The sequence below is a fragment of the Achromobacter dolens genome, assembly GCF_902859745.1.
Taxonomy (GTDB): Bacteria; Pseudomonadota; Gammaproteobacteria; order Burkholderiales; family Burkholderiaceae_B; genus Achromobacter; species Achromobacter dolens.
Genome location: NZ_CADIJW010000019.1, coordinates 13,054 through 30,170, shown reverse-complemented (window position 1 = coordinate 30,170; position 17,117 = coordinate 13,054). Strand labels below are relative to the sequence as shown.

Here is a 17,117-nt window from a genome sequence, read left to right as displayed (position 1 = left end):
GGTCAGCTCTGCAAAATGGAAGACACCAGCAACTGGGTGTAGGGATGCTGCGGATCGTCGAGGATCTGGTCGGTCAGGCCGCTTTCGACCACCTCGCCGCCGCGCATCACCAGGGTGCGGTGCGCCAGCAGGCGCGCCACCGCCAGATCGTGGGTGACCACGATCGCGGCCAGGCCCAGGTCGGTCACCAGTTGGCGCAGCAGGTCCAGCAGGCGGGCCTGCACCGACACGTCCAGCGACGCGGTCGGCTCGTCCATGAACACCAGGCGCGGATGGGTCACCAGGTTGCGGGCAATCTGCAGGCGTTGCTGCATGCCGCCGGAGAAAGAAGCCGGCGCGTCGTCCAGGCGTCCCGCGTCGATCTCCATCTTCCGCAGCCAGCCGCTCGCGGCCTGGCGCAGTTCGCCGTAGTGGCGGTCGCCCACCGCCATCAGGCGTTCGGCGATGTTGGCGCCGGCGCTGACCTGCATGCGCAGGCCATCGCGGGCGTTCTGGCGCACGAAGCCCCAGTCGGTGCGGGCCAGCAGCCGCAGGCGCGCGCCGGACAGCGCGGCCAGGTCGGTGAAACCCTGGTCGCGGGTGTCGTACCAGACACTGCCGGCGTCGGGCGCGGTCTGGTACGACACGGCCGACAGCAGTGTGCTCTTGCCGGAACCGGACTCGCCCACCACGCACAGCACCTCGCCGGGGAACAGGTCGAAACTGACGTTGCGGCAACCGTGCACGCCGTCCCAGGTGCGCGTCATGCCGCGCACGGAAAGCAAGGGTTGGGCGTTCATGCGGTGGCTTCCTTTGCGGCCTGCGCGGCCTGGCGGTCGTTGCAGTATTCGGTATCGGAGCAGACGAAGCGGCGGGTGCCGGCATCGTCCAGGATGATCTCGTCGAGGAAGCTGTCGCGCGAGCCGCACACGTCGCAGCATTCCGACCACTTCTCCACGGTGAAGGGATGGTCCTCGAAGTCCAGGCTCTTGACCCGGGTGTAAGGCGGCACCGCATAGACCCGCTTCTCGCGGCCGGCGCCGAACAGCATCAGCGCCGGGCTGTTGTCCAGCTTGGGGTTGTCGAACTTCGGGATCGGCGACGGCCGCATCATGTAGCGGTCATTGACGATCACGGGATAGTCGTAGGTGGTGGCGATGTGGCCATGCTGGGCGATGTCCTCGTACAGCTTGACGTGCATGCCGCCATATTCGGCCAGCGCGTGCATGGTGCGGGTCTCGGTCTCGCTCGGCTCGAGCCAGCGCAGCGGCTCGGGGATCGGCACCTGGAACACCATGATCTGGTCGGCCCGCAGCGGCGTTTCCGGAATGCGGTGGCGCGTCTGCACGATGCTGGCGTCGCGGGTCGATTCGGTCGTGGCCACACCGGTCACGCGGCCGAAGAAGCGGCGAATGTTAATGGCGTTGGTGGTGTCGTCCGAGCCCTGGTCGATCACCTTGAGCACGTCGCCCGGGCCGATGATCGACGCGGTCACCTGGATGCCGCCCGTGCCCCAGCCATAGGGCAGCGGCATCTCGCGGCTGCCGAACGGTACCTGGTAGCCGGGAATCGCCACCGCCTTGAGCAGCGCGCGGCGCAGCATGCGCTTGGTGGACTCGTCCAGGTAGGCGAAGTTGTAGTGCTCGTCGCGTTCGACCGCGGCGCCGGGAGTGGGGGAAGTCGTCATGAGGAAATGGCCTCGTCGAGCTGGCGGGTGTTCTCGGGGGCCGGCGCGGCGCGCTCGGCGCGCAGGCGGCGCAGCAGTTCCAGGTTGGCCTGGAAGTCCACGTAGTGCGGCAGCTTCAAGTGCTGCACGAAGCCGGAGGCCTCGACGTTGTCGCTGTGGTACAGCACGAACTCGTGGTCATTGGCAGGCGAGTCGGCGCGTTCGCCGAGTTCCTGCGCCTTCAGGGCGCGGTCCACCAGCGCCATCGACATGGCCTTGCGCTCGCCGTAGCCAAAGGTCAGGCCATAGCCGCGGGTGAACTTGGGGCCTTCCTCGGCGTTGCCGGCGAACTGGCTCACCATCTGGCATTCGGTGATCTCGATCTCGCCCACCGTGACGGCGAAACCCAGTTCCTCGATGTGCATCTCGACTTCCACGAAACCGTAGCGGATCTCGGCGGCGAACGGGTGCGTGTTGCCGTAGCCGCGCTGCGTGGAATAGCCCATCGACAAGAGGAAGCCCTCGTCGGCGCGCGCCAGATTCTGCAGGCGAGCGGCGCGCGAGGCAGGAAAGTCCAGCGGCTGGCGCGTCAGGTCGAACGGCTCGGGATCGCCCTCGGGCACCGCCTCGGCGTCGATCAGGTCGTCGTGCGCCAGCAGGTCGGTGACGCGCGGCATGGCGCTGTCCAGCGGCTCGCCGCCCGCCGGCAGGGCGTCGGCCTCGCGCTCGGCTTCCAGCGAGAAGTCCAGCAGGCGCTGGGTGTAGTCGTAGGTCGGCCCGAGGATCTGGCCGCCGGGCACGTCCTTGAAAGTCGACGAGATGCGGCGCTGCAGGCGCATGGCGCCGGTGTCGATCGGCTGGGTGTAGCCGTAGCGCGACAGCGTGGTGCGGTAGGCGCGCAGCAGGAACACCGCTTCGATCACGTCGCCGGCGGCCTGCTTGAGCGCCAGCGCCGCCAGTTGCGGATCGTAGAGCGAGCCTTCGGCCATCACGCGCGACACCGCCAGCGGCATCTGTTCGCGGATCTGGTCCAGGCTCAGTTCGGGCAGGACCCGGTCGCCGCGCCGATAGTCGTCCAGCATTCTGTAGGAATTGAGGATGGCGCGTTCGCCCCCTTTGACGGCCACATACATGTCAGCTCTCCACGCGCGTGCCGCGAGGCAGCGCGCACAGTTGCCGCCCGTGCGTCAGGAACACGTCGACGCCCAGCGGAAAACGTTGATGGTTGATGCGCCAGTCGCGCCAGAAACCGTCCGGCAGGCCGGCGGCGCGCAGCGCCTGGCGGCTCTGGATGCCGGGGCCGGTCAGCGTGACCTCGGCGCCTGCGTCCAGCGACGCGACCTCGATGAGCAGCGTCGTGGACAGATCCGGATAGGCCGGGTCGCCGGGATGGCACGACGCCAGCGCGGGCGCGCTGCCGCCAGCCGGCACTGCCGCGAAGCGCGCCAGAGAGGCCGACGGCACCATCGGGCAGGCGCAATGGAAGCGCAGGAAATCGAGCACGCCGGCGTCCAGGCCCTGCGGCAGCCAAAGCGGCGTGTCCACGTCCACCAGCGTCAGCAGCAGCGCAGTCAGCGCCGGCGACAGGCCGGCCGGCACGCCGCTGGCGGCGGCCACTTCATACACGCGGCCCGGATGCGCCATGGCGTCGAGCGCGGTGCGGAAGGTGGCCTGGGCGTCGTTCACCGGGTCCGCGAAGCCCGGCAGCAGCTTGCGGCTCGCGGCGGCCGCGCCAAGAAGTTCTTGATGCATGTCAGTCCTCGCCTCGCACCATCGTGAAGAATTCGACCTTGGTCTGCGCGGCGACGCGCGCCTGGCGCTCGACGCGCTCGGCGCGTTCGCGCGCCAGCGGCTGGATCAACTGCGCCTGCACCGTGTCGTGCCAGTCGGGCAGTTGCAGCAGCGCGTCGGCCACCGCGGCCTGCTCGGCATGGCGCAGCGAACGGCCCTGCACGTAGGCGATGCCGACCACGCCGTTGTCCAGGCTGACGGCGCAACGTGTCACCGTCATTTCGCCCAGGTTGAAACGCGCCCCGGTGCCGCCGCTGCGGGCCCGCGCCATGGCCATGCCGGTCTGCGCCGGGCGCAGCATCTGATACGGCGGCACGCCGCCAAGCGCGCCGAACGCCCCTTCCAGCATGGCCGGATCGGCCAGCGCCAACACCCGCATCCAGGCGGCCCGTTGCGCCTGGATTTCACCCTGCGCGGTTTGTGGATGGTCCATTATTTCCTCTAAACATCTAGACGACCGGATGGAGTATGATCGCGTTCAAGTGGAAGTTCAACAGCCCGGCGTGAATTTTTGATGACAGTTGCGGCGGGGACGCATTGCCTATCCCGCGCCCGCCGCTTGGTGCACAATCACAGCCATTCTTGATGAAGCTGATATGACAGCACGAGCACATCCTATGGTCGAAAGAGGTTCCGGTATCGCCGTGTGGCGACAGATCGGCGAGTCGCTGGCGGACGACATCCGCAACAAGTTGTACATGGCGGGCGAGCAACTGCCCTCCGAACCGGAGCTGGCCGCCAAGTTCTCCGTCAACCGCCACACCATCCGGCGCGCCATGGGCGAGCTGGAACAGAGCGGGCTGGTGCGCATCGAGCAGGGGCGCGGCACCTTCGTGCAGGAACACGCCATCGACTACGCCATCGGCAAGCGCACGCGCTTTTCCGAGAACCTGCGCAGCCAGGGCATGCTGGGCCACCTCGAAGCCCTGGGCAGCCAGACGCTGCGCGCCGCCGACATCGCCAAGCACCTGGGCCTGGCGCGCAACGCCCCGCTGCTGCGGGTGCAGATGGTGGGCAAGGCTGAGAACCGCCCCATCAGCACCTCCGAACACTACTTCGACGAAAAGCGCTTCCCCGACTTCATCGAGCGCATGAGCGCGCTGCGCTCGGTCTCGAAGGTCTACGCCCACTACGGCATCGGCGACTACACGCGCAAATGGTCGCGCATCACCGCCACGCTGCCGTCTCCGGAAGTGGCGCGCATCCTCGGCCAGCCCAAGACGCGCCCGATCCTGCAGGTCGAGGCGCTGAACGTGGACCAGGCCGGCGCGCCGTTGCAATACAGCATCACCCGCTTCGTCGGCGACCTGGTCCAGCTCATGGTGGCCGACGACAGTTGAGGCCGGTGCGCGGCGGCCGCGCGCGGCCGCTTGCGCCGCCCTGAGATTTCACTCATCTAGACATCTGGTTGTAATGCTACACCGCTAACTTTCCATTCATGAACCAAGCACACGCCCCCTCGCCCCTGGCCGGTGTCACAGGCCAACGTATCCTGACCCCGCGCGGCATCGAGCACGCCAGCCTGCGATTCCATGGAGGACTGATCGACGACGCCAGCAACGCGGCCGCGCACGGCGCGGCCTGGTTCGACGCCGGCAACCTGCTGGTGCTGCCCGGCATCGTCGACCTGCATGGCGACGCCTTCGAACGCGCCATCATGCCGCGCCCCAGCGTCACTTTCCCCTACGACGGCGCCCTGTTCGACGTCGACCGCCAACTGCTGGCCAACGGCATCACCACCGAATTCCACGGCGTCACGCTGTCGTGGGAAGGCGGCCTGCGCGGCGAGGCCTACGCCGAGCGCATGTTCGCCGCGCTGGAACGCATGGGACACATCATGGGCGCGCGCCACTATGTGCACCTGCGCTTCGAGACCCACCACGTCGGCGGGGTCGAGACCGCGCAGCAATGGATCCGCGACGGCCGCGTGCGCTTCGTCGCGCTCAATGACCACCTGCCCAGCATGGCCCGCCGCCTGGGCGACGACCGCAAGCTGCTGCAGTACGCCGACCGCGCCGAATGCGACCTGGACACCTTCCAGGAACGCATCCGCCGCGCCATGGGCGCGGCCGACTCCGTGGCCGACGCCATGCGCGAGCTGACCGCCAGCGCCCAGGCGGCCGGACTGCGGGTCGCCTCGCACGACGATCCCGACGCCGCCACCCGCCGCTACTACCACCAACTGGGCTGCGGCGTGGCGGAATTCCCGCTGACGCGCGAGGCGGCCAGCGTGGCCCGCGACCTGGGCAACTCGGTGGTGTTCGGCGCTCCCAATGTCGTGCGCGGCGGCAGCCACACCAACGCCCCCAGCGCCACCGAAATGGTGCGCGCCGGCCTGTGCGACGTCCTGACCTCCGACTACTACTACCCCGCGCCGCTGGCGGCGGCGCTGCGCCTGGTGAACGACGGCGTGCTGCCGCTGGAGCAGGCCTGGAACCTGGTGTCGCTGAACCCGGCACGCGCCGCGGGCCTTCAGGATCGCGGCGCGCTGGCGCCCGGACTGATCGCCGACGCCATCGTGGTCGACGATCACGTGCCCGGCCTGCCGCGCGTCTGCGCCGCCATCGTCGGCGGCGAGCTGCGCTACGCCACCCGTGCCTTCGGCGACGACCACAATCAGCGCATGGCGGCCTGATCATGCCGTCGGCCCACCGCTATGCGTTGTATCTCGCCCCCGCCGGCCCCTGGCGCGAACTGGGCAGCCGCTGGCTGGGCCGTTGCGCCGATACCGGCCAGGCCCTGCCGCCGCTGCCCGGCCAGCCCGAGGCCGCGCGCGACTGGACCGAGGCGCCACGCCATTACGGCCTGCACGCCACGCTGAAGCCGCCGTTCCGGCTGCGCCCCGGCGCCGCGCCGCAGGACGTGGACGCCGCCGCGCGCCGACTCGCCGCCGGCGAAAGCGCCTTTGCCATCCAGCTTGAATGCGAGCCGCTGCGCGGCTTCCTGGCGTGGCGCATCGCCGCCGCCGACACCGACGGTCAGGCCCGCATCAACGCCCTGGCCGCCGCCGCCGTGCGCGGCCTGGACGACCTGCGCGCGCCCGCCACCGCCGCCGAACTGGCCCGGCGCCAGGCGCACGCGCTGTCGCCCGAACAGCAGGCCATGCTGGCGCGCTGGGGCTACCCCTATGTGTTCGACACCTTCACCTTCCACATCACGCTGACCGGCAAGCTCGACGGCGCCGCGCTGGAGCAGGCGCGGGCCGGCATCGCGGCGTTCGCCGATCCGCTGCGCGGCCAGCCCATGGCGGTGCCCGGCGTCAGCGTCTACGTCCAGCCGCAAGCGGGGGCCGACTTCATCGTCGCGCGCCACTACCCCTTCGATGGCGGCCACATCGACGCGGCGGGTGCGGCCTACCTGCAAGGATCGGCGACGGCATGAACCCGCCCGTTCCCGCCAGCGGCGAACGCCTGGTCTACCTGATGGGCGCCTCCGGCAGCGGCAAGGACACCCTGCTGCGGCTGCTGCGCGCCGGGCTGCGCGACAACGAACCGGTGCTGGTGGCGCACCGCTACATCACGCGCGATAGCGGCGCCACCGAAGACGCACTGTGCCTGAGCGCCGAAGAATTCGCGCGCCGCGCCGCCCTGGGCTGTTTCGCCTTGCGCTGGACCAGCCACGGCCTGCAGTACGGCATTGGCATCGAGGTCGACGCCTGGCTGGACGGCGGCGCGGCCGTCATCATCAACGGCTCGCGCGCGCACCTGGCCGAGGCGCACCGGCGCTATCCGGCGCTGACGGCTGTCGAGGTCACGGTCGACCCCGCGCAACTGGCGCGGCGGCTGGCGGCGCGCGGCCGCGAAACGTCCGAACAGATCGCGCTGCGCCTGCAACGCGCCGCGCAGGACTTCCCTGTCCCCGAGGGATGCCGCCTGCTGCGCGTCGGCAACAACGGCGCGCCGGAAGCCGCCACCGCCGAACTGCTGGATATCGCCCGCGGCCGGCTGATCGCGTAGCCCGCGCCGGCATCACCGCGAAACGGCCGCCGCGGAGCCACGGCCGCGCCGGCCGGGCGCCTCACTCCCGCGGTCGAGCGTCCGGCCCCAGGTCGGCGCACAGCTCCAGCAGGATGTCGGAAAAACACTCCTCGGCCGCCAGCGCCTGCTCGCGCCGGCGGCGGATCAGGTTGATCGGCGGCAACTCCCAGCCGAAGTCCCACGGCACCATGCCCAGCTTGCCGCGCTGGCACAGTTCGCGCGCGATGTCCTCGGGCACCACCGACATCAGCGCGGGGTTGGCGCTCAGCATGCCCTCGATCACATCGGTGGAATAGGCTTCCAGCACCGGCGCCGGCGAACGCAGGCCGGCGCGGATGAAGTGTTCGACGATCAGTTGGCGCGTCGGCGTGTTGACCGCCGGCAGCACCCAATCCATCCGCGCCACCGCCGCCCAGTCCGCCTCGCGCCGCGCCAGGCGCTGCGCCAATCGGCTGTGCGCGATCAGGCGCGGCCGCTGGCGGTACAGCACGCGATGGGTCAGGTCGTCCTGCGCCAGGGTCGAGGTCGCCCGGCTGATGATGCAATCGAGCTCGTGCCGCCGCAGCATCGGCACCAGGTGGTCGGTGGTGGCGCGGTGCAGCGTCAGGGTCACGCCGTGGCGCTGGTGCAGCCGGCCGATGGCGGCGGTCAGCAGCGCGCTCGACACGTAGGGCACCACGCCGACATGCAGATGCGCCGCGCGGCCGTCGTGGAGCGCCTCGACCTCGCGCGCCCACAGGTCCAGGTCGCCCTGCATACGGCGGGCCCGCACCAGCGCCAGCTCGCCCAGCGGCGTGGGCTGCATGCCGTGCCCGGTGCGCAGGAACAGCGGCGCGCCGAAGATGTCTTCGAGCTCGGCCAGCGCCTTGGTGGCGGCGGGCTGGCTGATGCCGGTGGCGGCCGCCACGCGGGTCAGCGTGCCGTGCTTGGCGATATTCGCCAGCAGCACCAGGTGGCGGTGGCGCAGGCGGTTGGCGAGTCGGGCGGCGTCCCAGGTCAAGGCGGTCTACTCATAACTGATTGGTTATTCAATTATGCCAACAACGGACACATCAGTTATTTCACGATCCTATACTGCGCCGTATCCCCACCTCGCCCGACCCCGCCCATGTCCGACTTCACCACCCGCCCCGAAATCCGCGGCACCTTCGGCGTCGCCTCGTCCACCCACTGGCTGGCGTCGCAGGTCGCCATGGGCGTGCTGGAGCGCGGCGGCAACGCCTTCGACGCCGCGGTGGCCGGCGGCTTCACGCTGCAGATCGTCGAGCCGCACCTGAACGGCCCCGGCGGCGAAGTGCCGATCCTGCTGTGGAGCGAACGCGAAGGCCGCATGCGCGCGCTGTGCGGCCAGGGGCCCGCGCCGGCGCTGGCAACGCCGGCCTACTTCCGCGGACTCGGCGTGGACCTGGTGCCAGGCATCGGCCTGCTGCCCGCCACCGTGCCCGGCGCCTTCGGCGCCTGGCTGACGATGCTGCGCGACTACGGCACCTGGGAACTGGCCGACGTGCTGCGCCCGGCCATCGACTACGCCCGCAACGGCTTCCCGCTGGTGCCGCGCATCTCGCAAGCCATCCTGGCGGTGCAGGCCCTGTTCCGCGACGAATGGACCAGCTCGGCCGCCGTCTGGCTGCCCGACGGCAAGGTGCCCGCGCCCGGCGCGCTGCTGCGCACGCCGGCCATCGCCGCCACCTACACCCGCATCCTGGACGAGGCGCACGCGGCGGCGACCGACCGCAATGGCCGCATCGACGCCGCGCTGGCCGTCTGGTACCGCGGTTTCGTGGCCGACGCGATCGACGCCTACTACACCCATGAAGCCGTGCGCGACACCACCGGCCAGCGCAATCGCGGCCTGCTGCGCAAGACCGACCTGGCCGACTGGCGCGCCCGCTACGACGATCCGGTCACGCTGCAATACGGCCGCTACACGGTTGCCAAATGCGGCGTCTGGTCGCAAGGCCCGGTGCACCTGCAGCAGCTCGCGCTGCTGCGCCACCTGCAAATGGACGGACTGGACCCGGCCTCGCCGCGATTCGTGCACCGCATCGCCGAGGCCGCCAAGCTGGCCTTCGCCGACCGCGCCGCCTGGTACGGCGATCCCGATTTCGTCGACGTGCCGTTGGCCGCGCTGTTGAGCGACGACTACGCCCGCGCGCGCGCCGCCGCCATCGGCCCGCGCGCCGCCACCACGCTGCAGCCCGGCTCCCCCGAGGGCCGCGCGCCGCGCCTGCCCGACCTGGAAGCCGCCGCCCGCACCCTGGCCGCGTCCGACACCCGCTTCGGCGTGGGCGAGCCAACCTTCGCGGCGCTGCCGCCGGTGGCGGAATGGGCCGCGCGCGAGATCTTCGTCGGCGACACCTGCCAGATCGACGTCATCGACCGCGACGGCAACATGGTCGCGGCCACGCCGTCCGGCGGCTGGCTGTCGTCCAGCCCGGTGGTGCCGGCGCTGGGCTTTCCGCTCACCACGCGATTGCAGATGACCTGGCTGGACGAGGGCGTGCCCGGCCAGTTGCAACCTGGCAAGCGGCCCTGCACCACACTGTCGCCCGGCCTGGCGCTGCGCGACGGCCTGCCCTACATGGCCTTCGGCACGCCCGGCGGCGACCAGCAGGACCAGTGGACCGTGTCCTTCTTCCTGCGCCACGCCATGGGCCTGAACCTGCAGCAGGCGATCGACGCGCCGTCCTGGCACATCGACCATTTCCCGGGCTCGTTCTGGCCGCGTTCGCTGACGCTGAACCGCCTGACCGTCGAGGGCCGCCTGCCCGAAGCCACGCAACAAGCGCTGCGCGAGGCCGGCCATGACCTGCGCGTCGGCCCCGACTGGTCCGAAGGCCGCATCAGCGCCTGCACCCGCGAACCGGCGGCCGGCGGCGGCCTGCTGCTGCGCGCCGCCGCCAATCCGCGCGGCATGCAGGGTTACGCGGTCGGCCGATGAACCATTTTTCCATCCAGCCGGCGCACAGACCGGCCACATCACAAGGGGTAAACACCATGAAGACCATCCGACGACTGTTGCGCGCCTGCGCCCTGACCCTGGCCTGCGCCGCGCCCGCGCTGGCGCACGCGGCCTGGCCCGAAAAGCCGATCACGCTGATCGTGCCATGGGCCGCCGGCGGCTCCACCGACATCCTGGCGCGCGTGCTGTCCGAAGGCCTGACGCAGTCGCTGGGCCAGCCCGTCATCGTCGAGAACCGCTCGGGCGCCTCGGGCAACATCGGCAGCACCTTCGTGGCGCGCGCCAAGCCCGACGGCTATACGCTGCTGGTCGGCTCGATGAGCACCCACACCATGAACCAGGCGCTCTACGGCAACATGCCGTTCGACGGCGTCAAGGACTTCACGCCCATCGCCGAACTGGCGCTGGTCACCAATACGATGGTGGTGCATCCCTCGGTGCCGGCCAGCAACGTCAAGGAGTTCATCGACTACGTCAAGGCCAACCCCGACAAGGTGGCCTACGCCTCGGCCGGCCAGGGCTCGACCAACCACCTGAGCGCCGCGCTGTTCGAGAAGGCCGCCGGCGTGAAGATGATGCACATCCCCTACCGCGGCGGCGCGCCCGCGGTGCTGGACACGGTGGCCGGCCGCACCCAGGTGCTGTTCAGCGCCGGCACCCAGACCCTGCCGCACGTGCAGACCGGCAAGCTCAAGCTGCTGGCCGTCACCGAGGAACAGCGTTCGCCGCTGCTGCCCGAGGTGCCGACCGTGGCCGAGACCCTGCCTGGCTATGAACTGTCGGTCTGGTACGGCGCCTTCGGCCCGGCCGGCATGCCGCCCGAACTGACCACGCGCCTGAACCAGGAGATCAACAAGATCCTCAAGCGCCCCGACGTCGTCAAGAAGATGGGCGACATGGGCGTGCTGCTGCTGGACACCACGCCGGAGCAGTTCGGCCAGGTGCTGGCGCGCGACGCCGACAAGTACGGCAAGCTGATCAAGGAACTGGGAATCACCGCCGAATGAGCCTCACGTCCGACACCCTCGAACGCCTGGCGCTGGCCTATGACGGGGCCTCGGCCCCGGCCGCCTTCGCCGCGCTCGACGCGCATGCCCACGCCACGCTGGGGCACACGCTGTGCACCATCAACCGCCATGACGCCGAACGCATGCGGGTGGTGCGGCTGTACAGTTCGAACCCCGCCGCCTATCCGCCCGGCGGCAGCAAGGACAAGCGCGGCACGGCCTGGGGCCGCCACGTGCTGCTCGAACGCCAGGTCTTCATCGGCGAGGGCGTCGACGCGATCCGCGAATTCTTCGACGACCATGACGCGATCCAGGCGCTCGGCCTGCAATCGGTGATCAACGTGCCGGTGGTGTTCGACGGCGCCTGCCTGGGCACCGTCAACTTCCTGATGCCGCGCGCGGCGCTGACGCCGGCCGACATCGCCGCCGCCCGGCTGGCGGGCCTGCTGGCCCTGCCGGCCTTCCTGGCGCTGACGCCGGCCGGTTGAAATGCGGGGCGCGCCTCGGCGCGCCCCGTGGCTCAGATCAGCGCGCGGCGGATGCGGGCCGAGGCCATGTCGATCACGACCACGAAGCCGACGATGATGATCATCACCGCGCAGGTCTCGGCGTAGCGGAAGCTGCGGATGATTTCCCACAGCACGGTGCCGATGCCGCCGGCGCCGACGATGCCCACCACCGAGGCCGAGCGCACGTTCGACTCGAAGCGGTACAGCGAGTACGAGATCCACAGCGGCAGCACCTGCGGGATCACGCCGTAGACGATCTCTTCGAGCGCGTTGGCGCCGGTGGCGCGCACGCCTTCCACCGGACGCGGGTCGATGGCCTCGACCGCCTCGGAGAACAGCTTGGCCAGCACGCCGGTGGTGTGCACCCACAGCGCCAGCACGCCGGCGAAGGGCCCCAGGCCCACCGCCACGATGAACAGCATCGCGAACACCATTTCATTGATGGCGCGGCAGGCGTCCATCAGGCGCCGCATCGGCTGGTAGACCCAGGCCGGCACCATGTTCGACGAACACAGCAGCCCCAGCGGCACGGCCACCACGATCGCCAGGAACGTGCCCCACACCGCGATCTGCACCGTCACGATCATCTCGTCCAGGTACATGCGCCAGTCGCGGAAATTGGGCGGGAAGAAGTCGGCCGCGAACTGGGCCATGTTGCCCGAGTCCCGCAACAGGTCCAGCGGCCGCATGTCGGCGCCACGCCAAGACATGACCAGCAGCGCCAGCACAAAGGCCCATACGAGCAGGACCGGCAACGACGAGCGCGGGGCGGCGGGGGAACGGGAAGAAGGCACGGCCAGGGTCATGAGAATTCCGGAGTAGGGAAATCGGATGGACGCGCGCCGGCGCTTGACGGAAAGGCGCCGGCGCGGCGCGGCATCGTTACTGCTTGGCGGTGGGCTGGCCCAGGCTGGCCAGCTTGGCGTCCAGGTCGGCCAGTTGCTTCTGCTTCTCGGCCTGGCCGATGGTGGCGTCGGCTTCGATCTTGGCCTTCTCGCGTGCCAGTTCGATCTGGCGGATCGGCAACAGTTGCTGGTTGTCCGAGGCGCGGAAGCCCTGGTAGGTCAGCGCCTTCAGGTTGGCCATTTCGCGCGCGGCATCCTTGCCCTTGCCGTAGTTGACGAAGAAATCGCGGATCCTGGCCTTTATGTCGGCCGGCAGGTCGGTGCGCATGACCAGCGGGTCGGCCGGGATCAGCGGCGACTTCCACAGGATGCGCACGCTGTCGTTGGCGTCCTTGCCGGTGCTCAGGCGGTAGCGCTCCAGCGCCTCGGTGTTGTTGACGGCCACGTCGACCTGCTTGTTGATGACCGACAGCAGATTGGTTTCGTGGTTGCTGACGCGCACGGCCTTGAAGAAGGTCTTGGGCTCGATCTTGTTGGCGGCCCACAGGTAGTAGCCCGGCACGGCGGTGCCCGAGGTCGAGTTGGGGTCGCCGGCGCCATAGGTCAACTGGCCGCGGCGCTTGAGCAGGTCATCCAGGCTCTTGATGTCGCTGTCCTTGTTGACGATCAGCAGCGACCAGTAGCCCGGGTTGCCATCCTTGTCGATGACGGACGCGAACACTTCGCCGTTGGCGCGGTCCACCGCCTCGATGGCCGCCTTGTTGCCGTACCAGGCCATCTGCACCTTGTTGAAGCGCATGCCTTCGATGATGCCGGCGTAGTCGGAAGCGAAGAACGGCTTGACCGGCACGCCGATGGCGCGGCTCAGGTCGTCGATGACGGGCTGCCACACCGACTTCAGGTTGGTCGACGACTCCGTCGAAATGATGCCGAAGTTCAACGGCTTGGCCTCTTGCGCATGGACTTGCGTGGACAAGGCGGCAGCGGCGATCAGGGCAACAAAGGTTCTGCGTAGCATGGAAAGCTCCGGGTAGGAAACGGGCGGGGTCAGGCCGCGCAGGCCTGTCGGGAAAGCGACGCAAGGCCCGGCAGGGGCTGGGCTTGCGGCGTGTATTCGGGAAGCAGCTCGCTCAGTTCCGAGCCGTACAGGTCGCGCAGCATGGCCGGCGTCAGGTCGGCCGAGGGGCCGTCGTAGACCACCTTGCCGTGGCGCAGCGCCACCACGCGCGGGCAGTAGCGCAACGCCACATCAACCTGGTGCAGCGAGACCACCACGGCCACCTTGCGGCTGCGGTTGATGTGCGCCAGCGTGTCCATCACGCGGCGCGAGGATTCGGGGTCGAGCGAGGCGATCGGCTCGTCGGCCAGAATCACGCGGGCGTTCTGCACCAGCGTGCGGGCGATGGCGGCGCGCTGCTGCTGGCCGCCGGACAGCGTCGAAGCGCGCTGAAATGCGTAGTCGTCTATACCAACCTGGGCAAGCGCGTCGAGCCCCTGGCGCACTTCGTCGCGCAGGAACACGCGCGTCAGGCTGCGCCACAGCGGCACCCGCGGCAACAGGCCGGTCAGCACATTGGTGATGACCGGCAGGCGGCCCACCAGGTTGAATTGCTGGAACACGAAGCCGATGCTGGCGCGCGCGCCGCGCACCTGGCGCGACAGGCGGCCATGTCGCTGGATCAGTTGGCCGTTGACCGTGACGCTGCCCTGCCCCGCGTCGCCGACCACAAAGCCTGCCAGATGGCGCAGCAGCGTCGACTTGCCCGAGCCCGAGGCGCCCAGCAGCGCCACCATCTCGCCGTCCGCCACGCGCAGGTCGACGTTGTCCAGCGCACGGGCGCCGGGATGGAAGGACTTGCTCAGCCCCTGTACTTCGATGGCGTAGGTCATCGTTGAATCCCCTTGGATTGGTTCATTCGCGCATTCTGTTTTCGCGGCATGACAGCGCGATGACCTGGCGATCGAATCATTTGGCTGAAAATAGGGGTCACGGCAACCGACTGAAAGACATCCGTCATATAGGCCCGCGCCACGGTCGCGGGCGGCGGGTATATTCAAAGTCTCGCCCCCCCTTCCGACAGGCGGTCATCATGCTCAACGGTTCCTGCCTCTGCGGCCGCGTTACCTACCAGATCACCGGGCCGCTCACCGACGCCCTGAACTGCCATTGCGCCATGTGTCGCAAGTCGCACGGCGCCGCCTTCCGCAGCCGAGCCACCGTGCAGGCCAAGGACTTCGCCTGGACCAAAGGGGAAAACCACGTCACCTGGTACTGCTCGTCGCCGGGCAACTACCGCGGCTTCTGCGAAGCCTGCGGCACGCCGCTGCTCAGCCGCTTCGACCAAACGCCCGACATCTACGGCCTGCCCCTGGGCGCGCTGGACGACGACCCCGGCGTCAAGCCCGGCGCGCATTGCCACGTCGCCAGCAAGGCGCCCTGGTTCGACATCACCGATACCTTGCCGCAGTATTCCGAGGCCTACGAGGACGCGGAAACGGCGTTGCCCCACGCCGTTACATAAAAATTCAACCATACAGTTGAGCTTGGACGAGAAGCACGGCTATATTCAACCTCATGGTTGAACCACTGCCTCCTCCATCCCTCGATGCCGTCTTTCGCGCGCTGGCCGATCCCACGCGCCGCGACATGCTGCGGCGCCTGGCCGGCGGAGACAGGACCATCGGTGAACTGGCCGCGCCCCTGCGCATGAGTTTTGCCGGCGCCTCCAAACACGTGCAGGCGCTGGAACGGGCCGGCCTGCTGCGGCGGACCGTCAACGGCCGCAGCCATGTATGCAGCCTGAATCCGGCCCCGATGGCCGAAGCCATGCAATGGCTGCGCTTTTATGAACACTTCTGGTCGGGCAGGCTGGACGCGCTCGAAGCCGCGCTGGCCGCCCATGCGCCCCCGACCGCATCTTCGGAGAGCCAACATGAGTGATTACGCTGTCGTCACCAGCCCCACCTCCCTTTGCTTCACCCGCGTCCTGCCCGGCAGCGTGGAACAGGTCTGGGCCTTCCTGACCGAATCCGACAAGCGCGGGCTGTGGCTGGCGAGCGGCGACATGGAGCTGCGCGAAGGCGGCGGCGTCACGCTGCGCTTCGTGCACGCCGATCTGTCATCCGTGGCCGAGCCCACGCCGGCGCCCTACAAGCCCTATGAGAACGGCGTCACCACCCACGGCATCATCACCCGCTGCGAACCGCCCAGGCTGCTTGCGTTCACCTGGGGCGGCTCGCAGGGCCAGCCGTCTGAAGTCACGTTCGAGCTGTCGCCGCAAGGCGAAGGCACCCGCCTGGTGCTGACACACCGCAAGCTGGCCTCGCGTGCCGACATGATCGACGTGGCCGCCGGCTGGCATGCGCACCTGGGCGTGCTGGCGGCGCGCCAGGCCGGCCGCGCGCCAGGCCCGTTCTGGTCGGCGCTGCAGCGCTGGGAAACGGACTACCAGGCGCGCATCGCGGCGCAATGAGGGACGCCCTCCGCCCCGCCTCCGGCGGCGCGGGGCGAGCGCCGCCCGCCTTTCCAATGCCCGGATCGGGCGCGACGCAGTCGTTCAATAGCAACTATCACGCCGCCAGGCCGGATAAAAACTGGCTAATCATTGCGCTTTGCAGTAACATAAGTCCGTGATTTTTCCGCAAAAACCGGGCTTCGTTCACAACTTTGAGTGCCAACCCACGGTGGCAGTCTGAGTACCTACCCGCAGTGGCGGGTCTGGCCGGACTTACGCCCGGCATTCCCGCAACGCTGCAACCGGTTTTCTTGGGTGAAACCTGCCCTTGCCCCGTGGCGCGACCCGCGTCGCCCGGCATCGCAGCAGACACTCCAACCCGCTTCTTCCGGCGACGCGCCACAAGCGCCGACCCGCGACCAAGCTGCGCATCACGCGCACCCTGCCCTCGCGGCGCGAGTATCCGTCATTTCAGACATCCGCTTGGGATGCCGTGGCCCATACCCGCGCTTGCCCGGACGTTTTACGTTCAACCGCTGGACCTGGCCAACAGAGTCCGACGCGCTCGCCATCCCCGGGTGGCGCGCCATGCCGACGGCATGGCGGCGCGTATTGATCAAGGAGTAGAGAATGGCTAAAGAAGAACTCATCGAACTGGACGGCATCGTCGACGAAGTGCTGCCCGATAGCCGCTACCGCGTCACCCTGGACAACGGCATCGAAGTGGGCGCCTACGCCTCCGGCCGCATCCGCAAGCACCGCATCCGCATCCTGGCCGGCGACCGCGTCACGCTGGAAATGTCGCCGTACGATCTGACCAAGGGCCGCATCAACTTCCGTCACAAGGATGAGCGCGGCCCGGCCCCGGCGAGCCGCCCCCAGCACCACCGCCGCTGAGCCGCGGGGCCGGCGTTCGCGCCGGCCTG

20 protein-coding genes are annotated in these 17,117 nt (G+C 69.2%); 11 read left to right on the top strand and 9 right to left on the bottom strand.

Translation table 11 applies throughout. From position 1 onward, the window contains the following. Positions 1-2 precede the first annotated feature (2 nt). Genes phnK through phnG form a run of 5 tightly spaced genes read right to left on the bottom strand, consistent with a single transcriptional unit; the run spans position 3 to position 3,869 of the window. A complete protein-coding gene (phnK, locus tag HV783_RS15365; protein ID WP_054417160.1) occupies positions 3-779 on the bottom strand; it encodes a phosphonate C-P lyase system protein PhnK in 777 nt (258 codons plus the stop codon). Further along, positions 776-1,666 carry an alpha-D-ribose 1-methylphosphonate 5-phosphate C-P-lyase PhnJ gene (locus HV783_RS15360; protein ID WP_175167524.1) on the bottom strand — a complete coding sequence of 297 codons (891 nt, stop codon included), beginning with the start codon at positions 1,664-1,666 and terminating at the stop codon, positions 776-778. The genes phnK and HV783_RS15360 overlap by 4 nt, the downstream gene beginning before the upstream one ends. After that, entirely contained in the window at positions 1,663-2,778 is a 1,116-nt protein-coding gene (locus tag HV783_RS15355) for a carbon-phosphorus lyase complex subunit (protein WP_175189430.1), read from the bottom strand. The genes HV783_RS15360 and HV783_RS15355 overlap by 4 nt, the downstream gene beginning before the upstream one ends. Position 2,779: 1 nt before the next feature. Further along, entirely contained in the window at positions 2,780-3,397 is a 618-nt protein-coding gene (phnH, locus tag HV783_RS15350) for a phosphonate C-P lyase system protein PhnH (RefSeq protein ID WP_064528275.1), read from the bottom strand. Between the two features lies 1 nt (position 3,398). Beyond that, the gene (phnG, locus tag HV783_RS15345) at positions 3,399-3,869 is read right to left on the bottom strand and encodes a phosphonate C-P lyase system protein PhnG (protein ID WP_144655331.1); all 471 of its coding nucleotides are present in this window, start codon (positions 3,867-3,869) and stop codon (positions 3,399-3,401) included. Between the two features lie 184 nt (positions 3,870-4,053). Here phnG and phnF point away from each other — a divergent pair, with 184 nt between their 5' ends. The 4 genes from phnF to phnN all read left to right on the top strand — a co-directional run bounded on the left by phnF (position 4,054) and on the right by phnN (position 7,392). Next, positions 4,054-4,776, top strand: coding sequence for a phosphonate metabolism transcriptional regulator PhnF (gene phnF / locus HV783_RS15340; protein WP_175189429.1), 723 nt, complete (start codon positions 4,054-4,056; stop codon positions 4,774-4,776). Between the two features lie 98 nt (positions 4,777-4,874). Further along, on the top strand, positions 4,875-6,071 hold the full coding sequence (locus HV783_RS15335; protein ID WP_175189428.1) for an alpha-D-ribose 1-methylphosphonate 5-triphosphate diphosphatase: 1,197 nt from the start codon (positions 4,875-4,877) through the stop codon (positions 6,069-6,071). Positions 6,072-6,073: 2 nt separating this feature from the next. Then, positions 6,074-6,817: a DUF1045 domain-containing protein gene (locus HV783_RS15330; protein WP_144655332.1), complete on the top strand. Its 744-nt coding sequence runs from the start codon at positions 6,074-6,076 to the stop codon at positions 6,815-6,817. After that, the gene (gene phnN / locus HV783_RS15325; RefSeq protein ID WP_175167521.1) at positions 6,814-7,392 is read left to right on the top strand and encodes a phosphonate metabolism protein/1,5-bisphosphokinase (PRPP-forming) PhnN; all 579 of its coding nucleotides are present in this window, start codon (positions 6,814-6,816) and stop codon (positions 7,390-7,392) included. Before HV783_RS15330 ends, phnN begins: the two co-directional genes overlap by 4 nt. 61 nt (positions 7,393-7,453) lie before the next feature. Here phnN and HV783_RS15320 read toward each other — a convergent pair whose 3' ends face one another. Beyond that, positions 7,454-8,413 carry a LysR family transcriptional regulator gene (locus HV783_RS15320; RefSeq protein ID WP_064528263.1) on the bottom strand — a complete coding sequence of 320 codons (960 nt, stop codon included), beginning with the start codon at positions 8,411-8,413 and terminating at the stop codon, positions 7,454-7,456. 108 nt (positions 8,414-8,521) lie between these two features. On the opposite strand from HV783_RS15320, the gene HV783_RS15315 reads away from it, so the two are divergent. From HV783_RS15315 to HV783_RS15305, 3 genes are read left to right on the top strand one after another with little or no spacing between them, the layout of a single operon-like run. Further along, positions 8,522-10,354: a gamma-glutamyltransferase family protein gene (locus HV783_RS15315; RefSeq protein ID WP_175189427.1), complete on the top strand. Its 1,833-nt coding sequence runs from the start codon at positions 8,522-8,524 to the stop codon at positions 10,352-10,354. Positions 10,355-10,410: 56 nt separating this feature from the next. Next, positions 10,411-11,382: a Bug family tripartite tricarboxylate transporter substrate binding protein gene (locus HV783_RS15310; protein WP_054417151.1), complete on the top strand. Its 972-nt coding sequence runs from the start codon at positions 10,411-10,413 to the stop codon at positions 11,380-11,382. Then, the gene (locus tag HV783_RS15305) at positions 11,379-11,870 is read left to right on the top strand and encodes a GAF domain-containing protein (RefSeq protein WP_175189426.1); all 492 of its coding nucleotides are present in this window, start codon (positions 11,379-11,381) and stop codon (positions 11,868-11,870) included. Before HV783_RS15310 ends, HV783_RS15305 begins: the two co-directional genes overlap by 4 nt. 32 nt (positions 11,871-11,902) lie before the next feature. Here HV783_RS15305 and phnE read toward each other — a convergent pair whose 3' ends face one another. The 3 genes from phnE to phnC form a co-directional block, all read right to left on the bottom strand. Next, positions 11,903-12,697, bottom strand: coding sequence for a phosphonate ABC transporter, permease protein PhnE (gene phnE, locus HV783_RS15300; RefSeq protein ID WP_020926712.1), 795 nt, complete (start codon positions 12,695-12,697; stop codon positions 11,903-11,905). Between the two features lie 76 nt (positions 12,698-12,773). Then, the gene (gene phnD / locus HV783_RS15295) at positions 12,774-13,754 is read right to left on the bottom strand and encodes a phosphonate ABC transporter substrate-binding protein (protein WP_175189425.1); all 981 of its coding nucleotides are present in this window, start codon (positions 13,752-13,754) and stop codon (positions 12,774-12,776) included. 29 nt (positions 13,755-13,783) lie between these two features. Further along, positions 13,784-14,626, bottom strand: coding sequence for a phosphonate ABC transporter ATP-binding protein (gene phnC / locus HV783_RS15290; protein ID WP_144655336.1), 843 nt, complete (start codon positions 14,624-14,626; stop codon positions 13,784-13,786). A 200-nt stretch (positions 14,627-14,826) separates the two neighbouring features. On the opposite strand from phnC, the gene HV783_RS15285 reads away from it, so the two are divergent. The 4 genes from HV783_RS15285 (at position 14,827) to infA (ending at position 17,088) form a co-directional block, all read left to right on the top strand. Further along, complete coding sequence (locus HV783_RS15285; RefSeq protein ID WP_054501027.1) at positions 14,827-15,258, top strand: GFA family protein; 432 nt, start codon at positions 14,827-14,829, stop codon at positions 15,256-15,258. 53 nt (positions 15,259-15,311) lie between these two features. Continuing rightward, a complete protein-coding gene (locus HV783_RS15280) occupies positions 15,312-15,677 on the top strand; it encodes an ArsR/SmtB family transcription factor (RefSeq protein ID WP_064528257.1) in 366 nt (121 codons plus the stop codon). Further along, a complete protein-coding gene (locus tag HV783_RS15275; RefSeq protein WP_054501025.1) occupies positions 15,670-16,209 on the top strand; it encodes an SRPBCC family protein in 540 nt (179 codons plus the stop codon). Before HV783_RS15280 ends, HV783_RS15275 begins: the two co-directional genes overlap by 8 nt. A 612-nt stretch (positions 16,210-16,821) precedes the next feature. Further along, positions 16,822-17,088, top strand: a complete 267-nt coding sequence (gene infA / locus HV783_RS15270; RefSeq protein ID WP_054501024.1) for a translation initiation factor IF-1 — start codon at positions 16,822-16,824, stop codon at positions 17,086-17,088. Positions 17,089-17,117: the final 29 nt, after the last annotated feature.

Bases quoted from the DNA above. Each gene is read 5' to 3' on its own strand.
- phnK (WP_054417160.1), bottom strand. From the start codon at position 779: ATGAACGCCCAACCCTTGCTTTCCGTGCGCGGCATGACGCGCACCTGG.
- HV783_RS15330 (WP_144655332.1), top strand. From the start codon at position 6,074: ATGCCGTCGGCCCACCGCTATGCGTTGTATCTCGCCCCCGCCGGCCCC.
- HV783_RS15315 (WP_175189427.1), top strand. From the start codon at position 8,522: ATGTCCGACTTCACCACCCGCCCCGAAATCCGCGGCACCTTCGGCGTC.
- HV783_RS15280 (WP_064528257.1), top strand. From the start codon at position 15,312: ATGGTTGAACCACTGCCTCCTCCATCCCTCGATGCCGTCTTTCGCGCG.
- phnN (WP_175167521.1), top strand. From the start codon at position 6,814: ATGAACCCGCCCGTTCCCGCCAGCGGCGAACGCCTGGTCTACCTGATG.
- infA (WP_054501024.1), top strand. From the start codon at position 16,822: ATGGCTAAAGAAGAACTCATCGAACTGGACGGCATCGTCGACGAAGTG.
- HV783_RS15360 (WP_175167524.1), bottom strand. From the start codon at position 1,666: ATGACGACTTCCCCCACTCCCGGCGCCGCGGTCGAACGCGACGAGCAC.
- phnC (WP_144655336.1), bottom strand. From the start codon at position 14,626: ATGACCTACGCCATCGAAGTACAGGGGCTGAGCAAGTCCTTCCATCCC.
- HV783_RS15305 (WP_175189426.1), top strand. From the start codon at position 11,379: ATGAGCCTCACGTCCGACACCCTCGAACGCCTGGCGCTGGCCTATGAC.
- phnG (WP_144655331.1), bottom strand. From the start codon at position 3,869: ATGGACCATCCACAAACCGCGCAGGGTGAAATCCAGGCGCAACGGGCC.
- phnH (WP_064528275.1), bottom strand. From the start codon at position 3,397: ATGCATCAAGAACTTCTTGGCGCGGCCGCCGCGAGCCGCAAGCTGCTG.
- phnF (WP_175189429.1), top strand. From the start codon at position 4,054: ATGGTCGAAAGAGGTTCCGGTATCGCCGTGTGGCGACAGATCGGCGAG.
- HV783_RS15355 (WP_175189430.1), bottom strand. From the start codon at position 2,778: ATGTATGTGGCCGTCAAAGGGGGCGAACGCGCCATCCTCAATTCCTAC.
- HV783_RS15285 (WP_054501027.1), top strand. From the start codon at position 14,827: ATGCTCAACGGTTCCTGCCTCTGCGGCCGCGTTACCTACCAGATCACC.
- phnD (WP_175189425.1), bottom strand. From the start codon at position 13,754: ATGCTACGCAGAACCTTTGTTGCCCTGATCGCCGCTGCCGCCTTGTCC.
- HV783_RS15335 (WP_175189428.1), top strand. From the start codon at position 4,875: ATGAACCAAGCACACGCCCCCTCGCCCCTGGCCGGTGTCACAGGCCAA.
- phnE (WP_020926712.1), bottom strand. From the start codon at position 12,697: ATGACCCTGGCCGTGCCTTCTTCCCGTTCCCCCGCCGCCCCGCGCTCG.
- HV783_RS15275 (WP_054501025.1), top strand. From the start codon at position 15,670: ATGAGTGATTACGCTGTCGTCACCAGCCCCACCTCCCTTTGCTTCACC.
- HV783_RS15310 (WP_054417151.1), top strand. From the start codon at position 10,411: ATGAAGACCATCCGACGACTGTTGCGCGCCTGCGCCCTGACCCTGGCC.